General features: G+C 65.4%; 14 protein-coding genes. 7 read left to right on the top strand and 7 right to left on the bottom strand.

Annotated features, from left to right (window positions below):
• Positions 1–73 precede the first annotated feature (73 nt).
• From IC234_RS09470 to IC234_RS09450, 5 genes are all read right to left on the bottom strand, one after another.
• A complete protein-coding gene (locus IC234_RS09470; RefSeq protein WP_223827585.1) occupies positions 74–775 on the bottom strand; it encodes a phage tail protein in 702 nt (233 codons plus the stop codon).
• A gap of 41 nt (positions 776–816) precedes the next feature.
• A complete protein-coding gene (locus IC234_RS09465; RefSeq protein ID WP_223827584.1) occupies positions 817–1,524 on the bottom strand; it encodes a phage tail protein in 708 nt (235 codons plus the stop codon).
• Positions 1,525–1,572: 48 nt separating this feature from the next.
• Complete coding sequence (locus tag IC234_RS09460; RefSeq protein ID WP_190923830.1) at positions 1,573–2,295, bottom strand: phage tail protein; 723 nt, start codon at positions 2,293–2,295, stop codon at positions 1,573–1,575.
• Between the two features lie 233 nt (positions 2,296–2,528).
• On the bottom strand, positions 2,529–3,719 hold the full coding sequence (locus tag IC234_RS09455) for a phosphoglycerate kinase (protein WP_190923828.1): 1,191 nt from the start codon (positions 3,717–3,719) through the stop codon (positions 2,529–2,531).
• Positions 3,720–3,887: 168 nt separating this feature from the next.
• Complete coding sequence (locus IC234_RS09450; RefSeq protein WP_190923825.1) at positions 3,888–4,745, bottom strand: N-acetylglucosamine kinase; 858 nt, start codon at positions 4,743–4,745, stop codon at positions 3,888–3,890.
• 69 nt (positions 4,746–4,814) lie between these two features.
• Here IC234_RS09450 and IC234_RS09445 point away from each other — a divergent pair, with 69 nt between their 5' ends.
• The 5 genes from IC234_RS09445 to IC234_RS09425 all read left to right on the top strand — a co-directional run bounded on the left by IC234_RS09445 (position 4,815) and on the right by IC234_RS09425 (position 12,232).
• Complete coding sequence (locus tag IC234_RS09445) at positions 4,815–5,831, top strand: N(4)-(beta-N-acetylglucosaminyl)-L-asparaginase (RefSeq protein ID WP_190923824.1); 1,017 nt, start codon at positions 4,815–4,817, stop codon at positions 5,829–5,831.
• A complete protein-coding gene (locus IC234_RS09440; RefSeq protein ID WP_190923821.1) occupies positions 5,828–6,535 on the top strand; it encodes a copper homeostasis protein CutC in 708 nt (235 codons plus the stop codon). The genes IC234_RS09445 and IC234_RS09440 overlap by 4 nt, the downstream gene beginning before the upstream one ends.
• 58 nt (positions 6,536–6,593) lie before the next feature.
• The gene (locus tag IC234_RS09435; RefSeq protein ID WP_190923818.1) at positions 6,594–9,296 is read left to right on the top strand and encodes a D-alanine--D-alanine ligase family protein; all 2,703 of its coding nucleotides are present in this window, start codon (positions 6,594–6,596) and stop codon (positions 9,294–9,296) included.
• 137 nt (positions 9,297–9,433) lie between these two features.
• On the top strand, positions 9,434–10,195 hold the full coding sequence (locus IC234_RS09430) for a PASTA domain-containing protein (protein ID WP_190923816.1): 762 nt from the start codon (positions 9,434–9,436) through the stop codon (positions 10,193–10,195).
• Between the two features lie 72 nt (positions 10,196–10,267).
• A complete protein-coding gene (locus tag IC234_RS09425) occupies positions 10,268–12,232 on the top strand; it encodes a hypothetical protein (RefSeq protein WP_190923813.1) in 1,965 nt (654 codons plus the stop codon).
• A gap of 68 nt (positions 12,233–12,300) precedes the next feature.
• Here IC234_RS09425 and IC234_RS09420 read toward each other — a convergent pair whose 3' ends face one another.
• Positions 12,301–12,807, bottom strand: coding sequence for a fasciclin domain-containing protein (locus tag IC234_RS09420; protein WP_223827622.1), 507 nt, complete (start codon positions 12,805–12,807; stop codon positions 12,301–12,303).
• A gap of 445 nt (positions 12,808–13,252) precedes the next feature.
• Between IC234_RS09420 and IC234_RS09415 the strand changes: the two genes are divergently transcribed.
• Complete coding sequence (locus IC234_RS09415) at positions 13,253–14,863, top strand: sensor histidine kinase (protein ID WP_190923809.1); 1,611 nt, start codon at positions 13,253–13,255, stop codon at positions 14,861–14,863.
• Positions 14,841–15,893: a response regulator gene (locus IC234_RS09410; RefSeq protein WP_190923806.1), complete on the top strand. Its 1,053-nt coding sequence runs from the start codon at positions 14,841–14,843 to the stop codon at positions 15,891–15,893. The genes IC234_RS09415 and IC234_RS09410 overlap by 23 nt, the downstream gene beginning before the upstream one ends.
• Positions 15,894–16,034: 141 nt before the next feature.
• Here IC234_RS09410 and IC234_RS09405 read toward each other — a convergent pair whose 3' ends face one another.
• The gene (locus IC234_RS09405) at positions 16,035–16,424 is read right to left on the bottom strand and encodes a group III truncated hemoglobin (RefSeq protein ID WP_190923803.1); all 390 of its coding nucleotides are present in this window, start codon (positions 16,422–16,424) and stop codon (positions 16,035–16,037) included.
• Between the last annotated feature and the right edge of the window lie 111 nt (positions 16,425–16,535).

The raw sequence follows: 16,535 nt of genomic DNA, 5'->3' as shown, positions 1-16,535 counted from the left end.
AGAAAAACAAAATCAAACAATCCCGGCCGCGGCACGCCGCACCGGCCTCAGCCCTGCGCCAGGGCAACCTCCCCTATTGCTGCGAGGGATAAACGCCGAACAGGGAAATGCAGTAGTTCATGGCCAGCGACGGGGGCATGATGCCGATGGGCTGGCCGCCCCCCGCCGGCTGCACCTGCACGAAGCTGGCGTTGGCGAGCGAGGCCGCCGGACCGTAGCCCAGTGCGTTTACGGCCTCTCCGTTCACGTCCGTAGCGGCCAGGGCCGCCGAAAAAGCCCCCACCGGCGACGCCGTGGTGGCCGTCGTGCTGGCCGGCCCTTGGTGCGAGTGGGCCGGCATCTGCGCCGTGGTCATCGTGACACTTTCAACGCCCGCCGTTTGCCCGATGACGTACGTCGACAGGCCCGGCCCCGTGCCCTGGTGCCGGGGCGCGCGGCCCCGCAGGTCGGGCACGCCGAAGGTGTTCACCCCATCGCCGCCGTAGGTGGTGCCGATGAGACTAAACAAGGCATCATACACTGCAATCGGCAGCAGACTGCCGTCGCAGAAGGCCCACCCCTGCGGGGCAAAATTGCCCGCAAACAGCATAATTTCGCCAATGTAGGGCTGCGACCCCGTCACCTGCCGGGGCGATGCGGCCAGGGCCGGGGCAGCCACGGCCGTACCCGTGAGCACCGCGCCCAAGCGCTTCAACCAGTTGCGGCGGGCCGGTTCGGCCGGCACCGGGCGAGGCGAAATGGGCACCAGCCCAGCCGCAGAAGCTCGTAAACGCATAAGAAAGTAAAAATTAAGCGGTAAAAAAGGCACCTGCCGGGCTAGCGCGGCGGAAACGTCCCCTGCAAGGCAATGCAGTAGTTGAGCACCAGGTAGGGCGACTGCAGGCTCACGGGCGTGCCGCTACCGGCGCCTCCCACGGCACCGGCCGCACCGGTGGCGTTGGCGGTGGCGGCCCGGTTCTGCACGGCCACGGGCTCGCCGCTGGCGTTGCTGGCCGTGGCTTCGGCGGGCACGGTGCCGGCGGGGGTGCTGCTGGTCGCCGGGGCATTGCTCACCTGCGCCACGTGGGTGTGCGGGGGCAGCTGCGAAACCAACACGGTGGCGGTTTCGCTCCCAATTTGCTCGCCCAGTACCCGGGGGGTAAGGCCGGGCCCGTTGCCCTGGCCAATGGGCGTGTGGCCCTGCAGGTTGGGCAGCGCAAACGTGGTTTGGCCGTTGCCGCCGTAGGTGGTGCCCAGTATCGAGAACAAGGCCGTGTTCTGGGCAATGGATAGCACCTGGCCGTTGCAGAACGCGTAGCCGCGCGGCGCAAAATTGCAGGCCAGCATAATAATCTCCCCCACAAACACGTCGCCGCCGGCGAGTGCGCTGTCGGGGTGGGCCGGGCGGGCGGCGGTGGGCGTGGCCAGGGCCGCGCCACTCAGCATGGCCCCCAGGCGCTTGAGCCAGCTGCGCCGGGCGGGCTCAGCCGCGGGGGTAGCCGCTTCGTCGGAAACAGGGCCGTCGGGAGTAAAGAGTGAAGCCATATCGAGGAGGCAAAAACCAAAAAATTGAATACATATGCTTGCGAAAGCTTACGTTGGCGACGGAAAAATCCCCCCCAGCGCAATGCAGAAGTTCAGCGTTTCGTAGGGCGCAATGCGGCCGATGGGCTGCGAGCCGCCGGTGTTGGCCAGGGCGCTCGGGCTTAGGCCGGTGTCGGGGGTGGGCGCGTAGGCCAGCACGGCCACGGCTTCGCCGTTGAGGTCGGTGCCGGGGGGCACCACGGCGGCGGCGGTGCCAACGGGCGCCGTACCGGTGGCGTTCTGGCTGCTCACCTGGGCCTGGTAGCCGTGGGCGTGCAGGGGCAGGTTGGCGGCTGTCAGGGCCAGGGTTTCGGTGCCCGCGGCCTGGCCTATGTTATACGACCCGCCCAACGGACTCTGGCCGAAATGCACGGGGGTGCGGCTGCGCATGTCGGGCAGGGCAAATGTGGTTTGGCCATTGCCCCCAAACTGGGTGCCCAGCAGCGAAAACAGGGCCTGGTTCTGGTTGATGGGCAACAGCTGCCCGTTGCACTGCGCCCAGCCGCGCGGGGTAAATCCAAAAGCAAAAATCTGAATCTCGCCCAAGAAGGGCGTGAAGCTTTCCACCTGTTTGACCGAGGCCGGGCCGGCCGTGGCGGCGCGGCTCAGAAACAGGCCGCCCAGCAACGCCCCCAGCCCTTTGAGCCAGCCGCGCCGGGTGGGCTCTGCTTGGTGAGGCGCCTCGGAAAGGCTCGTTGCAACGGGCCCGTCGGGAGTAAAAGGTGTTTCCATAAAACGCAACAAGAGTGCAAAAAGTACCACCAAACCAGCCCGCAACGGCTCATGGCATGAATGCTCAAACTTACCATTTTGTAATGATTTACCAAATTAGTATTTTAAAATTTATATGTTATGTAATTAATAGGCATAAAATAGTGAGGGCAAGCCCCTTCATCACAGCTGATGAAAGAGCTTGCCCTCAAATAAAAGCCGGAATACAAGCGGTTCCGGGGCCGTGACCCGGCCTAGCCCAGCGCCGCCACGCCGGGCAGCTCCTTGCCTTCCATGTACTCGAGCAGCGCGCCGCCGCCGGTGCTGATGTAGCTCACCTGCTCGCCGAAGCCCAGCTGCTGCACGGCCGCAGCCGAGTCGCCGCCCCCGATGAGCGAGTAGGCGCCCCGGGCCGTGGCCTCGGCAATGGCGCGGGCCACGTCTTCGGTGCCTTTGGCAAAGTTGGGCATCTCGAACACGCCCATGGGGCCGTTCCAGAGAATGGTTTTGCTGTCGCGGATGATGGCGGCGAAGGCCGTGCGGCTCTCGGGGCCCAGGTCGAGGCCCATCCAGCCGTCGGGGATGTCGTGGTTGGTGGCCACCTTCACGTTGGCGTCGTTGGCGAATTTGTCGGCAATGAGCGAGTCCTGGGGCAGCACCAAGTTCACGCCCTTGGCTTTGGCTTTCTGAATGAGCTCACGGGCCAGGTCCACCTTGTCGGCTTCGAGCAGGGAGCTGCCCACGTGGCCGCCCTCGGCCACCGCAAACGTGTAGGCCATGCCGCCGCCAATGAGCAGGTTGTCCACCTTATCGAGCAGCTTTTCGATGATGAGGATTTTGTCGGAAATCTTGGCGCCGCCCATGATGGCGGTGAAGGGCCGCTCGGCCTGCTCCAGCACCTTTTTGGCGTTGTCGATTTCGGACTGCAGCAGGTAGCCGCCCACCCGGTCCTGGGGCGCGAAGGAATCGGCCATCACGGCCGTGGAGGAGTGGGCGCGGTGTGCCGTGCCGAAGGCGTCGTTGACGTACACATTGCCCAGCTTGGCCAGCTTGGCGGCAAAGTCATGGTCGCCGCCTTCCTCTTCTTTGTGAAAGCGCACATTGTCGAGCAGCAGCACCTGACCGGGCTGCAGGGCAGCTGCTTTCTGGGCGGCCTCCTCCCCCAGCACGTCGCCGCCGAACTGCACGTCGCGGCCGTATTCCTGCGACAGGCGCGGCACGAGGTGCTCCAGCGAAAACTTCGACTCGTAGCCGCCCTTGGGCCGGCCCAGGTGCGAAAGCAGCACCACCGAGCCGCCGTCGTTCAGGATTTTCACCACCGAGCGGGTGGCCATGCGAATGCGGGTGTCGTCGGTAATCTGCAGGTCCTTGTCGAGGGGCACGTTGAAGTCGACGCGCATCACGGCGCGCTTGCCGGCGAAATTGTAGGTGTCGAGGGTGTTCATGAAAGAGAGTGAAACGGTGGAAGTGTGTGGTTAGTCAGGGTGCAAAAGTGGGGCTCTTTTGCAGATTATTAGTTGCTGGCCGAATTGTAGAGACGCGACACTTCGCGTCTTGGCGTTCGCGCCGTTCGAACAGCGTCGTTCAATGAAGAGACGCGAAGTGTCGCGTCGCTACACGCCGGTTACACTCTCATGATACCGCACCAGCGCCTCTATGGGCTCGCGCAGAATCTGGCCCACCTCCATGCCGCGGCGGGCGGCCACTTCGGCGAGCTTGTCGCGGAAGTGGTAGCCCACCGAGCCCACGCAGTTGAAGGCCTGGTGCTGGTAGTCGGGGTAGTGCGTCACGATTTGCTCGAAAAAAGCTTCAAACGCCCGCTCCACCACTTGCTGGCAGTAGGGCTCATGGTAGTGCTCGCCGGCAAAGCGCGCAAAGCTGGCCAGGAAGCGGTTGGGCAGGGGCTGGTTATACAGCCGGTCGAGCACCTCGCTCACGTCGCCAAGGCGGTACTGCTCCTGCAGCGCCCCGGCCAGGTGCGCGGGCAGGCGGCCGCGGAGGTAGTCGCGCAGCACCAGCCGGCCAATGGATGTGCCCGAACCCTCGTCGCCGAGGGAATAGCCCAACGACTCGATGACCTGCGTAATGCGCTGGCCATCATACAGACAGGAATCGGTGCCCGTGCCCAGGATGGCCGCAAAGCCGGCTTCGTGACCCAGCAGCGCCCGGGCCGCGGCCAATAAATCCTCGGCCACGTCGACCTGCCGGGCCTGCGGAAACGCCTGCCGCAGCGCCCCGGCCACCACTGCCGCCTTGGCGGCCGAGAGTACCCCGGAGCCATAGTAGTGAATGGCTTCGACGGGGGCTTCGCGCACGGCGGGCGGCACGCTGCGCGCCAGCGAGGCGGCAATGGCCGGCGTGTCCCAGAAGTAGGGGTTGTAGCCTTCGGTGCTGAAATACTGAGGGGGCCGGCCCGCGCCCAGCAGGCACCAGCTGCAGGTGGTGGAGCCGCCGTCGGCAATGAGTTTCATAGGCAGCGAAAGTACGCGGAACTGGCGCACGGCAGTATCTTTCGCCGGCACTCACTTTCGCTATATTCCATGCCGTCTCGCCGCAAATTTCTGCACTCATCTGCTGCCGGGTTGGCCGGGTTGGCTGCGGCCCCGCTGGCCGCCGCGGCACTTCCTGCCCCTGCGGCCGCGGGCAAGCCCATCGTCATTTCGACCTGGGACGCGGGCGTGAATGCCAACCAGGGCGCCTGGAAAATCATTGGCCCGGGCGGCTACGCCCTCGACGCGGTGGAAGCCGGCGTGATGGTAACGGAGTCGGAACAAGGCTGCTGCGTGGGCCTGGGCGGCAACCCCGACCGCGACGGCATCGTGACGCTCGACGCCTGCATCATGGACGAGAAATTCAACTGCGGCGGCGTGGCCGGGCTCGAGCGCATCAAGCACCCCATCAGCGTGGCTCGCCGTGTGATGGAGCGCACGCCGCACGTGCTGCTGGTGGGCGAAGGCGCGCAGCAGTTTGCCGTGGCCCAGGGCTTTCCGCTCGAACCGCAAAAGCTGAGCGCCGACGCCGAAAAGGCCTACGCGCAGTGGCTCAAAACCAGCCAGTACAAGCCCGTCGTCAACATCGAGAACGCCAAAAGCCGCCCCACCGGCCCCGTGGGCGGCCCCCAAAACCACGATACCATTGCCATGCTTGCGCTGGACGCGCAGGGGCGGATTTGCGGCAGCTGCACCACCAGCGGCATGGCCTTTAAGATGCGTGGCCGGGTGGGCGACTCGCCCCTTATCGGCTCGGGCCTGTTTGTGGACCCCGCGGTGGGCGCCGCCGCGGCCACCGGCCAGGGCGAAGACGTGGTGCGCATTGCCGGCGCCCACACCGTGGTGGAGCTCATGCGCCAGGGCCGCTCGCCCCAGGCCGCTTGCCGGGAGGCCATAGAGCGCATTGCGGCCATCAAAGGCGCCAAGGCCAAAGACATTCAGGTAGCCTTCATTGCCCTGAACAAACAAGGCCAGACCGGCGCCTACGCCCTCCAAAAAGGCTTCAATTTCACCGTGAGCACCACCGATAAGCCGGTGCTGAGCGACAGCGAGTTTCTGCTGAAGTGAGCCGGCAACTGGAAATCTGCGCGGCCTCGCTGCCTTCGGCGCTGGCGGCGCAGGCCGGTGGGGCGCACCGCATCGAGCTGTGCCAGAACCTGGAGCAGGGCGGCATCACGCCCTCCTACGGGCTGATTCGGCAGGTGCTGCAGCGGCTACACATTCCGGTTTTTGTGCTCATCCGGCCCCGGCCCGGCGGTTTTGTGTACTCGGCCGATGAGTTGGCCATCATGCGGGCCGACATTGAGCTGTGCCGGGACCTTGGTGCTGCCGGCGTGGTGCTGGGCGCGCTAGATGCCACCGGGCGCGTCGACGCGGCGGCCTGCCGGGCGCTCATCGAACCAGCCGGCGGCCTGCAAATCACCTTCCACCGCGCCTTCGATGCCTGCCGCAACCAAGCCGAGGCGCTGGAAGAAATCATCGGCCTGGGCTGCCAGCGGGTGCTCACCTCCGGCGGGCAGCCCACGGCGAAGGCCGGGCAACACCAGCTGGCCGCACTGGTGCAGCAGGCGGCCGGCCGCATCAGCATCATGCCCGGGGCGGGCGTTTCGGCGGCCACTGTTCGGGCTCTGGCGGCGCGCACCGGAGCCCACGAATTCCATACCAGCGCCAAGCGCCGGGTGCCGGCCACCCCGGCCGATGGATTGTTTGCGGCCGAACGTTTTGAGACCGATGTCGCTTTGGTGGCAGAGTTGGCCGCGCTGCTGAAATAGGCCAAACCGCGCCGGGCGCGCCACGACGCGCGACGGCCTTCTTACCTTTGCAGGACTTATGAAAATTGGCATTTTTTTCGGGGGCACTTCGCGCGAGCGGGAAATTTCTTTCGCCGGCGGCCGCACCGTCTTTGATAACCTGGACAAGGCGCTGTTTCAGCCCGTGCCCATCTTCATCGACAGCCTGGGGCAATTCATTCTGCTCGACTGGCAGTACATCTATAAAGGCACCATCCGGGATTTCTACCCGCCGGTGAGCTCGCAGCCGCCGTCCCTGCACCATTTGCAGGTGTACATCGAGAGCCTGGGCGAGCTCGACCACGAAGCCCGCTTCCACGCCATTGCCAAGGTGGGCCGCGAGGTGAAAGCCGAGGAGCTGCCTCAGCTGATGGATTTCGCCTTTCTGGCCCTGCACGGGCCGGGCGGCGAGGACGGCGCCATTCAGGGCATGCTGGAGTGGCTGGGCATCCCCTACTCCGGCTCGGGCATTCTGCCCTCGGCCTTCGGCATCGACAAGATTGCGCAGAAGAACCTGCTGCACGCCCTGGGCCGCCCCACGCCCACGTTCCGCGTCATCAAAGCCGAGGAATGGGACAGCACCGACCACGCCGCCACCCTCGCCTACCTGGTGCGCGAGCTGGGCCTGCCGCTGGTGCTGAAGGCGCCGCGCCAGGGCTCCAGCATCGGCGTGAGCATTCTGAAGGACGACAGCCTGCCCAAGTTCGAGGCCGCCATGGAGCGCAGCCTCTTCCGCAAAGTTGTGACGCGCGACGAGTGGCAGCGCTTGGGCGAGCAGGACCGGCTGGCCTGGGTGCAGCACCTCACCGACATCCGCGAAGGCATCGGCCTGCCCGTGGTGTTCGACGACGAAACGGCGCCCATCTACCACCCCGAAACCCTGCTCTTCGCCCTCACCGAGCGGCTGGAAACGGCCGAGCAGGTGCGCCTGACCAACATCGACGGCGAAACCCAGGTGCTGGTGGAAAGCTTCGTGGCGGGCCGCGAGTTCAGCTGCATTGTGGTAGAAGACCCCACCGGTCTGCCGCTGGCGCTGCCGCCCACCGAGATTGTGAAGGGCGAGGAGATGTTCGACTACCGCTCGAAGTACCTGCCCGGCCTGGCCCGCAAGGTCACGCCCATCGATTTGCCCGAAGACCAGATTCAGGAAATCCGCAAGGCCTGCGAGGAGATGTTCCGCACGTTCGGCTTCCAGGTGTACGCGCGTTTGGATGGCTTCGTGGCCCACGACGGCCGGCTGTTTCTCAACGACCCGAACACGACCTCGGGCATGCTGCCGGCTTCGTTCTTCTTCCACCAGGCCGCCGAAATCGGGCTCAACCCGTCGCAGTTTCTCACCTACCTCATCCGCACCTCGCTGGCCGCCCGGCGCCGGGCCGGCCTGCGCCCCGTGAAGCTGGCGCAGCTGCTCGGGCGCCTGGACACAGCCGTGGCCGGCCGCCAGCACGAAGCCACCGAGCGCATTCGCGTGGCCGTGATTATGGGCGGCTACTCGTCGGAGCGCCACATTTCGGTGGAAAGCGGGCGCAACATCTACGAGAAGCTCAGCTCCTCGGCCAAGTACGCGCCGGTGCCGGTGTTCCTCACGGGCTCCGCCGACGAGCACAAGCTCTACGTGCTGCCCGTGAACGTGATGCTGAAAGACAACGCCGACGACATCCGCGAGAAGATTGAGCACGCCGAAGCCGGCGAAGCCCCGCACCCCATTCTGGCCCGCATTCGGCAGGAAGCCAGCGTGATTACCAGCACCTACGCCGGGCAGGCGCTGGCCCAGCCGCGCCGCATCTCGTTTGAGGAGCTGGCCCAGCTGGCCGACGAGGTGTTCATCGCCCTGCACGGCCGCCCCGGCGAGGACGGCGCCCTGCAGCAGCAACTGGAGAAGTACGGCCTGCCCTACAACGGCTCGGGCGTGGCCAGCAGCAGCGTCACCATCAACAAGTTTGAAACCAACCAGCGCCTGCGCGACGCCGGCCTGCGCGTGGCCGACCACCGCATGGCCCACAAGCTGGAGTGGCAGGCCGACGCCGAAAGCTTCTACCGCAGCCTCGAAACGCAGTTCCCCTACCCTTTCATTGCCAAGCCCGCCGACGACGGCTGCTCTTCGGCGGTGAAGAAGATTAAGAACCGCGCAGAGCTGGAAGCCTTCAGCCAGCTCATCTTCCGGAGCGAGGAAGACCTGATGCCCGGCCCGGCCGAAGTGCTGAGCCTGGGCTTCAAAGAGGAATTTCCGCGCAAGGATGCCTTCCTGGTCGAAACGCTGATTGGCCGCGACGGCGCCGCGCATTTCCTGGAAATCACGGGCGGCCTGCTCACGAGCTATGACGAAGACGGCCAGCTCGACATCGAAGTGTTTGAGGCCAGCGAGGCCCTGGCCACCGGCGAGGTGCTGAGCCTGGAAGAGAAGTTCCTGGCCGGCGAAGGCCAGAACATCACCCCCGCCCGCTACGACGCCGACCCCGTGGAGCGCCAGCGCATCTCCAACGAGGTGAAGGCCGTGCTGCGCCGCGTGGCCGAAGTGCTCGATATTCAGGGCTACGCCCGCATCGATGCCTTCGTGCGCGTGCGCCAGGAAGGTGAAGTGGAGGTGCTCATCATCGAAGTCAACTCGCTGCCCGGCATGACGCCCGCCACCTGCATTTTCCACCAAACGGCGCTGGCCGGCTACACGCCCTACCAGTTCATCGACCGCATTCTGGAGTTTGGCAAGGCGCGGGCGGCCAGGGCCGTGCCGGCAACTCATTAGTCACAAATTGAACGTCATGCTGAGCTTGTCGAAGCAGCTCTACCGCGAGAGTAAACATTTACTACTGCGGTAGAGATGCTTCGACAAGCTCAGCATGACGTTCTTTGGGTTGTAAAACTGTTTCTCTGCTATTCCCAATGTCTTTCTTTTCTTCTGATTCTCCGCTCGACGTGGTGAAGCACCTGGTGCTGATTGGCGTGGTGGGCCTGCTGCTGGTGCTAGGCTTTTTCTACGTGTACCTGCCCATGAGCACGCACCACGGCGAAACCATTACGGTGCCCAAGGTAACGGGCATGAACGTGGCCGACCTGGAAAAATACCTCGACGACCGCAAGCTGGCCTACTTCGTGGACGACTCCAGCTACAGCGCCAACGTGCGCCCCTTCACCGTGCTGGTGCAGGACCCGCTGCCGGGCGAAAAGGTGAAGGAGGGCCGCAAAATCTACCTGCAGGTGAGCATGAAAAACCCGCCGGTGATTAAAATGCCCACCCTCACGGGCATTTCCTCCAAAACGGCCATGCTGATTTTGAAGAGCTACGACTTGGTGGCCGGCCAGATTCAGCTGGTGCCTGATTTGGCGTCGGGCCAGGTGCTGAAGCAGCTGGTGAACGGCAAGGAAATCAAGCCCGGCGCGCCCGTGACCAAAGGCACCACCGTGGACCTGGTGGTGGGCGACGGCCAGGGCAACCAAACCTTTGCCGTGCCCAACCTCATCAACATGCCCGTCGACGAAGCCCTCACGCTGCTCGACGGCCAGGGCCTGCAGAAAGGCGAGGTGTTTGAGCAGCCCGCCGAAGAAGGCCAGGTGGCCGGCACCGTGGTGCGCCAGCGCCCCGTGCCCGGCCCCGACGCCACCATCCGCACGGGCCAGATTGTGGACATCTGGGTGGCGAAATAAGCTGGCCCTCACGCACTTTTTTCGGGCACCCGGGCGTTGGCGTTGAGACTGCAACCCACTTTTCCTACTGGTATGATGACACCCTTCCGCACGTACTGCCGCTCGTTGTTGCCGGCGTTTCTTTTGGTTTCGGCAGCGGCGTCGGGCCAGGTCATTGCGCCTTCCGGGCCGCTCTCGGCCGACCCCGCCCGGGCGGCTTTCATTCCGGCCAAGGCCCCGGCGGCGCTGCAGCGCACCGCCGCCCTGCCGCTGCCCTTCTTCGACGACTTCACCTCGCCCCTCGAAGGCCCGCCCAACGCAACGAACTGGGATTCTCGGGGCGGCGCCTACGTGAGCAACCGCCTGGCCCTGGCGCCGCTTACCCGCGGCGCCGCCACCCTCGACGGGCTCAAGGCCAACGGCCTGAGCTACAGCGGCAGCATCGGCGTGAGCTACGGCACGCTGGATTCGCTGAAATCGCAGCCCATCGACCTGAGCGGCCTCACCACCAGCAGCGGCGTGTACCTGAGCTTTGCCTGGCAAGCCGGCAGCATCGGCTCGGCCCCCAACCTGAACACCAGCAGCACGCCGGTGAAGCTGGAGCTGTTTCTGAAAAATACCTCCGGCACCTGGGTGCCGGCCTGGAGCTACAACAGCCAGCGCGTGCGCACGGGCTTCCGCCAGCAGCTCATCAACCTGAATAACACCCAATACCTGCACGGCGGCTTCCAGTTCATGTTCGTGGCCACGGGCAATGCTTCCGACAACAGCGACAACTTCAGCATCGACTACGTGGTGCTGGACCGCAACCGCACCGGCGTTCTCGATACCGACACCGTGTTTGTGGACGTGGCCACCGGCGCCGGCCTCGTGAACGGCAACCCCTCGGGCGGCCTGCGCAGCCCCCTGCGGCGCTTCACGGCCATGCCGGTGTGGCAGTTCAACGCGGCCGCTTCGCCCACCAGTGAACTCAACCCCGCGCTGGGCGTGAACCTGACCAACCTCGAAAAAAACCTGCCGCGCCCCATCGACGTGCTGGGCACAGTGCGCGACCTGAGCACCGGCGCCACCGTGGGCACTTGGCTGCAAAGCCAGTCGCCGATTCCGGCCCGGCAGCGGCAGTACCCGCAGGTGGGCCCGGCCACGGCCCAGCCCATTCCCAACACGGCCGCCGCCAAGCGCCTGCGCTACACCCTGGCCCTGAACTCGCGCGACATTCCGCGGGCCCTGCCCAACGATACCATCTCGCGCGACGTGGAGCTGAACAACTATTACGCCTACGACGACGGCACCGCCGAGCGCTTCATAAGCCTGCCGGCGTTGCCATCCGGGCAGGCGGTGTCCTACGCTTACCGAATCGACCTCAACCAGCCCGACCACGTGGGGGGCCTGCGCCTGTACCCCGTTTACCCTGGCAACAATTTCATTACGGGCACGGCGACCCCGGATTTTGGCTCCCGCTCCGTCACCATTGGGGTGTGGGACGACAACGGCGGCAAACCTGCCGCCACGCCGCGGGCCACCAAGACCGTTACCATCCCGGCCGTTGCGCCCACCACCGCTGCGCTCGACTATTTCCAGATAAACTTTGACCAGCCCGTCCCGGTCAGTGGCACCGTTTACGTGGGCTACCTGCAGCCGCCGGGGTCGCGCGACTTGCCTTACGGACTGGACGTTAACAACTCCTTTCCGCCCGGCTACCTCTGGAACCGGAGCAGCGTAGGGGTCTGGGACTCGGTGCGCTTGGCGCCCCGCCGCGGCGCCCTCATGATGCGCCCGGTGATGACTAACACTGTGACCACCGCTTCGGCCTCGGCCCGCGAAGCCGCGGCCTACAGCCTCTACCCCAACCCGGCCCACGGCCCGGTGAGCATTGCCGGTCCCGGCTTTGCGCGCGCCGCCGTGCTCGATGCCGTGGGCCGCACCGTGTGGGAGCAGCCCGCCGCCCAGGCCGGCCAGCCCACGCTGCCGCTGCCGCCCCTGGCCCCGGGCGTGTACACGGTGCGCCTCACCCTGGCCGATGGCCGCACGGTGGGCCGCCGGTTGATGATTGAATAAAGAGAAGCGAGAACACAAAAAAGCCCCGCCGTGTAGCACGGCGGGGCTTTTTTGTGGGCTTGTTCCCGTTACTTGGCGGGCATCAGCACGGTGTCGATGACGTGGGTCACGCCGTTGCTCGAAATCACGTTGGGGATGGTGACGGTGGCCATGCCGCCTTTGGCGTCTTTCAGCATCACGCTGCTGCCGCTTTTCATCACGGTCAGCTGCTCGCCTTCCACGGTGGTCAGCACCTGGCCGTTCGAGAGCTGGTCGGCGGTGAGGCGGCCGGGCACCACGTGGTAGGTCAGAATTTTGGTGAGCGTGGGCTTCATTTCGGGCGTCACCAGCGAGTTCACGGTGCCGGCGGGCAGCTTGTCGAAGGCCGAGTTGGAGGGCGCAAACACGGTGAAGGGGCCGGAGCCTTTCAGCGTTTCCACCAGGCCGGCGGCTTTCACGGCGGCCACCAGCGTGGTGTGGTCGGCGCTGCCCACGGCGTTGTCCACGATGTCCTTATCGGGGGTCATCATGGCGCCGCCCACCATCACGCCGGAGGTGGAGGTGGAGGTCGTAGTGGTCGACATGCTGCCGCCCATGGCGTCGCCCTGGCGGGGCTTGGTTTTGGCCTTCATCTTGTCGCCGGCGTCGGATTTGCCTTTGACCTTCATCTTGCCATCGTCGGCCATCTTGGTTTTGGTGGTCATGCCATCGGCCGTGGTCTTGGTCTTTTCGGCGTCGCTTTTGGACTTGCCATCCTGGGCGAAGGCTGGAGCTGCGAGGGCACCGGTCAGGGCCAATGCCGCGAAGAAAGTTTTCGTAATCATGGTGTTAGAGTTTAGGGTGAGAGATGGTAATGCTGCGCTATACGAACTGAATCAACCTTAAGATTCCAAGCGTGGGACATCCTTGGAATAATGGAAATAATTATGGCAAGCCTACCGCAGAGGCCGCGCGCATGTAGTGGGAACCAGCACTTGGGCGCGGGGTTTTCAAATGTTTTCGGAAATTGCCGCTGGCCCAGGCACCTGCCGGCCCCGCTGTATGCCCGCCACGCTGTATCGAAATCCCCTGACTGACATTCTTTTTGAGCAGGCCAAGGAGTTTGTGGGCCTCTACCACGTGGAGCAGGGCTGGTTTACGCACGTGAACACGGCGGGCTACCAGCTGCTGGGCTACCCCTCGGCCGAGGCGCTGTACGCCGACCCCAACCGCACCCTCCGCTCGGAACGGCTCTCGGCCGCGGGGTGGGCCGAGCTGCGCGACCGGGTGCTGCGCGAGGGCTACCACGAATACGAAGTCGAAATCAGGCGGGTATCGGGCGAAACATTCTGGGCGCGGGTCGAGCTCACCAGCCTGACGGTGGAAACCCACCCGTATTTCCTCGTGCGCCTCACCAACATCGACCCCCTGCACCACGCCGAGCAGCGCCTGGCCCAAAGCGTGGGCCGCTTCGAGGCGGTGGTGAGCCACGCCACCATCGGCATCATCATGTGCAACCGGGCCGGCGATATTGTGCTCGCCAACGAGAAGGCCCGCCAGTTGTTTGGCTACCCCGACGGGGAACTGCTGGGCGAGCGCATCGAGGTGCTGGTGCCCCGCGCCGTGAGCGGCTACCACGAGAAGCTGCGCAACTCCTTCAACGCCCACCCCGCGGCCCGCGCCATGGGCCACAACCGCGACCTGCTGGCCCGCCGCAAGGACGGCTCGGTGTTTCCGGTCGAAATCAGCCTGAGCTATTTCCGGCTCGACGAGGAGCTCTTCGCGGTGGCCTACATCATCGACGTCACCTTCAAGAAAGAAGCCGAGCGCGAGCTGCTGGCCCAGCACCAGCAGGTGGCCGCCCTCAACGCCGAGCTGGAGCAGAAGGTGGCCGAGCGCACGCGCGACCTCGAAACCACCCTGGCCCAGCTGGAGCGCCGCACCCGCGAGCTGAGCCAGGCCCTGGCCGCCGAGCAGGAGCTGGGCGAGCTCAAGTCGCGCTTCGTGAGCATGGCCTCGCACGAATTCCGGACGCCGCTCACGGCGGTGCTCACCTCGGCCACGCTCATCGAGAAATACCCCGCCGCCGAGCAGCAGGACAAGCGCCAGCGCCACCTCGACCGCATCCGGACGTCGGTGAAGCACCTCACCGACATTTTGGAAGAATTCCTGTCGGTGGGCAAACTGGAGGACGGGCGCATCGAGGCCCACCCCGCGCGCGTGGACCTGCCCGCGCTGCTGCGCGAAGCCATTGCCGACGCCGAAGGCCTGCGCAAGCCCGGCCAGCGCATCGAGCCCGAGTTTCACGGCGTGACGCCGCTCTGGACCGACGCCTCGCTGCTGCGCAAGGTGCTGGTGAACCTGCTGAGCAACGCCCTGAAATACTCCGGCGAGCACACCACCGTGACCGTGCGCGCCACCACCCAGGACCATTGGCTCACGCTCAGCGTGCAGGACCGGGGCGTGGGCATCTCGGCCGAAGACCAGGAGCACCTGTTTGAGCGGTTTTTTCGGGCCCGCAACGCGGCCAACCTGCCCGGCACCGGCCTGGGCCTCTATATTGTGGCCCGGTACCTGGAGCTACTGGGCGGCACCGTGGCCTTGCACAGCGAATTGAACGTGGGTACCACCGTCACCATCACCCTGCCCCATGGAAATAATTCTGCTGATTGAGGACAGCGACCTGATTCGCGAAAACACGGCCGAAATTCTGGAGCTGGCCGGCTACGAGGTGCTGACCGCCGAAAACGGCAAAATCGGCGTGGAAAAGGCCCTGGCCACCCGGCCCGACCTGGTGGTGTGCGACATCATGATGCCCGTGCTCGACGGCTACGGCGTGCTGCACATCTTCACCCAGAACCCCCAGCTCAAGGGCGTGCCCTTCATCTTCCTCACCGCCAAAACCGAGCGCGCCGACTTGCGCCGCGGCATGGACCTGGGCGCCGACGACTACCTCACCAAGCCCTTTGAGGAAACCGAGCTGCTGAGCGCCGTGCGCAGCCGCCTGGCCCGCTTCCACCAGCTGCGGCCCGACTACGACCTGCAGCAGCCCGGCGGCCTGCACCAGTTCCTGGACGACGCCACGGCCGTGGGCCACCTCACCGGCCTCACCGCCGACCGCAAACCCCACGCCCTGCGCAAAAAGCAGGAGCTCTACGGCGAGGGCGACGAGGCCACGCGCCTGTACTTCGTGCAGAGCGGCCGGGTGAAAACCGTGCGCCGCAGCGCCAGCGGCAAGGAATTGATAACGGGCGTGTACGGCCCGGGCGAGTTTCTGGGCTACCTGCCGCTGCTGGAGCAGCGCCCGCACGCCGACTCGGCGGTGGTGCTCGACGACGCGGTGCTGCTCTACATTCCGCAAGAGGACTTTACGCAATTGCTGCACCGCCATCCGGCCGTGGGCCAGCAGTTTGTGCGCCTGTTGGCCGGCCGCGTGAACGAGCGGGAACAGCAGCTGCTGGGCATGGCCTACGACTCGTTGCGCCGCCGCGTGGCCACCACCCTGCTGCGCCTGCACGAGCAGGCCAACGGCGCCGAAGTGGCCGTGCAGCTCTCGCGCGACGACCTGGCCGCCGTGGTGGGCATCGCGCCGGAGTCGCTCATTCGCACCCTGACCGAATTCAAGCAGGACGGGCTGATTGAGCAAACTGGCCAGGGCATTCGGGTGCTGCAGCCCGACAAGCTGCGCCAACCCAACTGGTAGGCGCCGCGGCGCTTATAGAAACCCAGTTTGCCAACGCCCGCGGGCAGTTGTCAGGGCGTCTATCCAGAGCGTCATGCTTCGACTTCGCTCAGCATGACGCTCTTTTTCTTGTCATCCACACGTCCTTACCGCCCACACGGCCTACAGCACCGAAAGCGGGCCCCGCGCGCGCAGCCGCGCTTCGAACACCTGCGCGATGGCTTGGCCGCGCAGTTTGGCTTCTTCGGCGGTGGGGCCGGCAAACAACTCGTCGACGGTCATCAGAAATAAGGCTACCCAGCGCTGGAAGTGGCTGGCGTCGATGGGCAGCGGCACGTGCTTGGGAAACGGGCGGCCCCGGTAGCGGCCGGTGCCCAGCAGCAGGCCGCTCCAGAAATCGTACATGTTGGGCAGGTGCCGGGGCCAGTCGACTTGGGCAAAACCGTTGAAAATGGGGTCGAGCAGGGCGTCCTGGTTGACCTTGGCGTAGAAGGTATCGACGAGCCGCTTCACGTCGGCTTCGGTGGTGATGTCGGGGCGGGTGGGCGTCATAGCGAGGGCGGGAATGCGGGATTAATCAGGCCAACTGGTGCTGCGGATGAGCGAGGGACGGCTCCAGGTGGCCCACTGGCAGGCTCAGGAGCCGGGAGACTGAGTGCGCGG

Source organism: Hymenobacter armeniacus (assembly GCF_014699055.1).
Lineage (GTDB): Bacteria > Bacteroidota > Bacteroidia > Cytophagales > Hymenobacteraceae > Hymenobacter > Hymenobacter armeniacus.
Note: the sequence above shows the minus strand (reverse complement) of the source record. Positions and strands in the feature narration are given on the sequence as shown.

Excerpts from the sequence above, each read along its gene's own strand:
- IC234_RS09470 (WP_223827585.1), bottom strand. The coding sequence starts at position 775 with ATGCGTTTACGAGCTTCTGCGGCTGGGCTGGTGCCCATTTCGCCTCGC.
- IC234_RS09465 (WP_223827584.1), bottom strand. The coding sequence starts at position 1,524 with ATGGCTTCACTCTTTACTCCCGACGGCCCTGTTTCCGACGAAGCGGCT.
- IC234_RS09460 (WP_190923830.1), bottom strand. The coding sequence starts at position 2,295 with ATGGAAACACCTTTTACTCCCGACGGGCCCGTTGCAACGAGCCTTTCC.
- IC234_RS09455 (WP_190923828.1), bottom strand. The coding sequence starts at position 3,719 with ATGAACACCCTCGACACCTACAATTTCGCCGGCAAGCGCGCCGTGATG.
- IC234_RS09450 (WP_190923825.1), bottom strand. The coding sequence starts at position 4,745 with ATGAAACTCATTGCCGACGGCGGCTCCACCACCTGCAGCTGGTGCCTG.
- IC234_RS09445 (WP_190923824.1), top strand. The coding sequence starts at position 4,815 with ATGCCGTCTCGCCGCAAATTTCTGCACTCATCTGCTGCCGGGTTGGCC.
- IC234_RS09435 (WP_190923818.1), top strand. The coding sequence starts at position 6,594 with ATGAAAATTGGCATTTTTTTCGGGGGCACTTCGCGCGAGCGGGAAATT.
- IC234_RS09430 (WP_190923816.1), top strand. The coding sequence starts at position 9,434 with ATGTCTTTCTTTTCTTCTGATTCTCCGCTCGACGTGGTGAAGCACCTG.
- IC234_RS09425 (WP_190923813.1), top strand. The coding sequence starts at position 10,268 with ATGATGACACCCTTCCGCACGTACTGCCGCTCGTTGTTGCCGGCGTTT.
- IC234_RS09420 (WP_223827622.1), bottom strand. The coding sequence starts at position 12,807 with ATGGGCGGCAGCATGTCGACCACTACGACCTCCACCTCCACCTCCGGC.
- IC234_RS09415 (WP_190923809.1), top strand. The coding sequence starts at position 13,253 with ATGCCCGCCACGCTGTATCGAAATCCCCTGACTGACATTCTTTTTGAG.
- IC234_RS09410 (WP_190923806.1), top strand. The coding sequence starts at position 14,841 with ATGGAAATAATTCTGCTGATTGAGGACAGCGACCTGATTCGCGAAAAC.
- IC234_RS09405 (WP_190923803.1), bottom strand. The coding sequence starts at position 16,424 with ATGACGCCCACCCGCCCCGACATCACCACCGAAGCCGACGTGAAGCGG.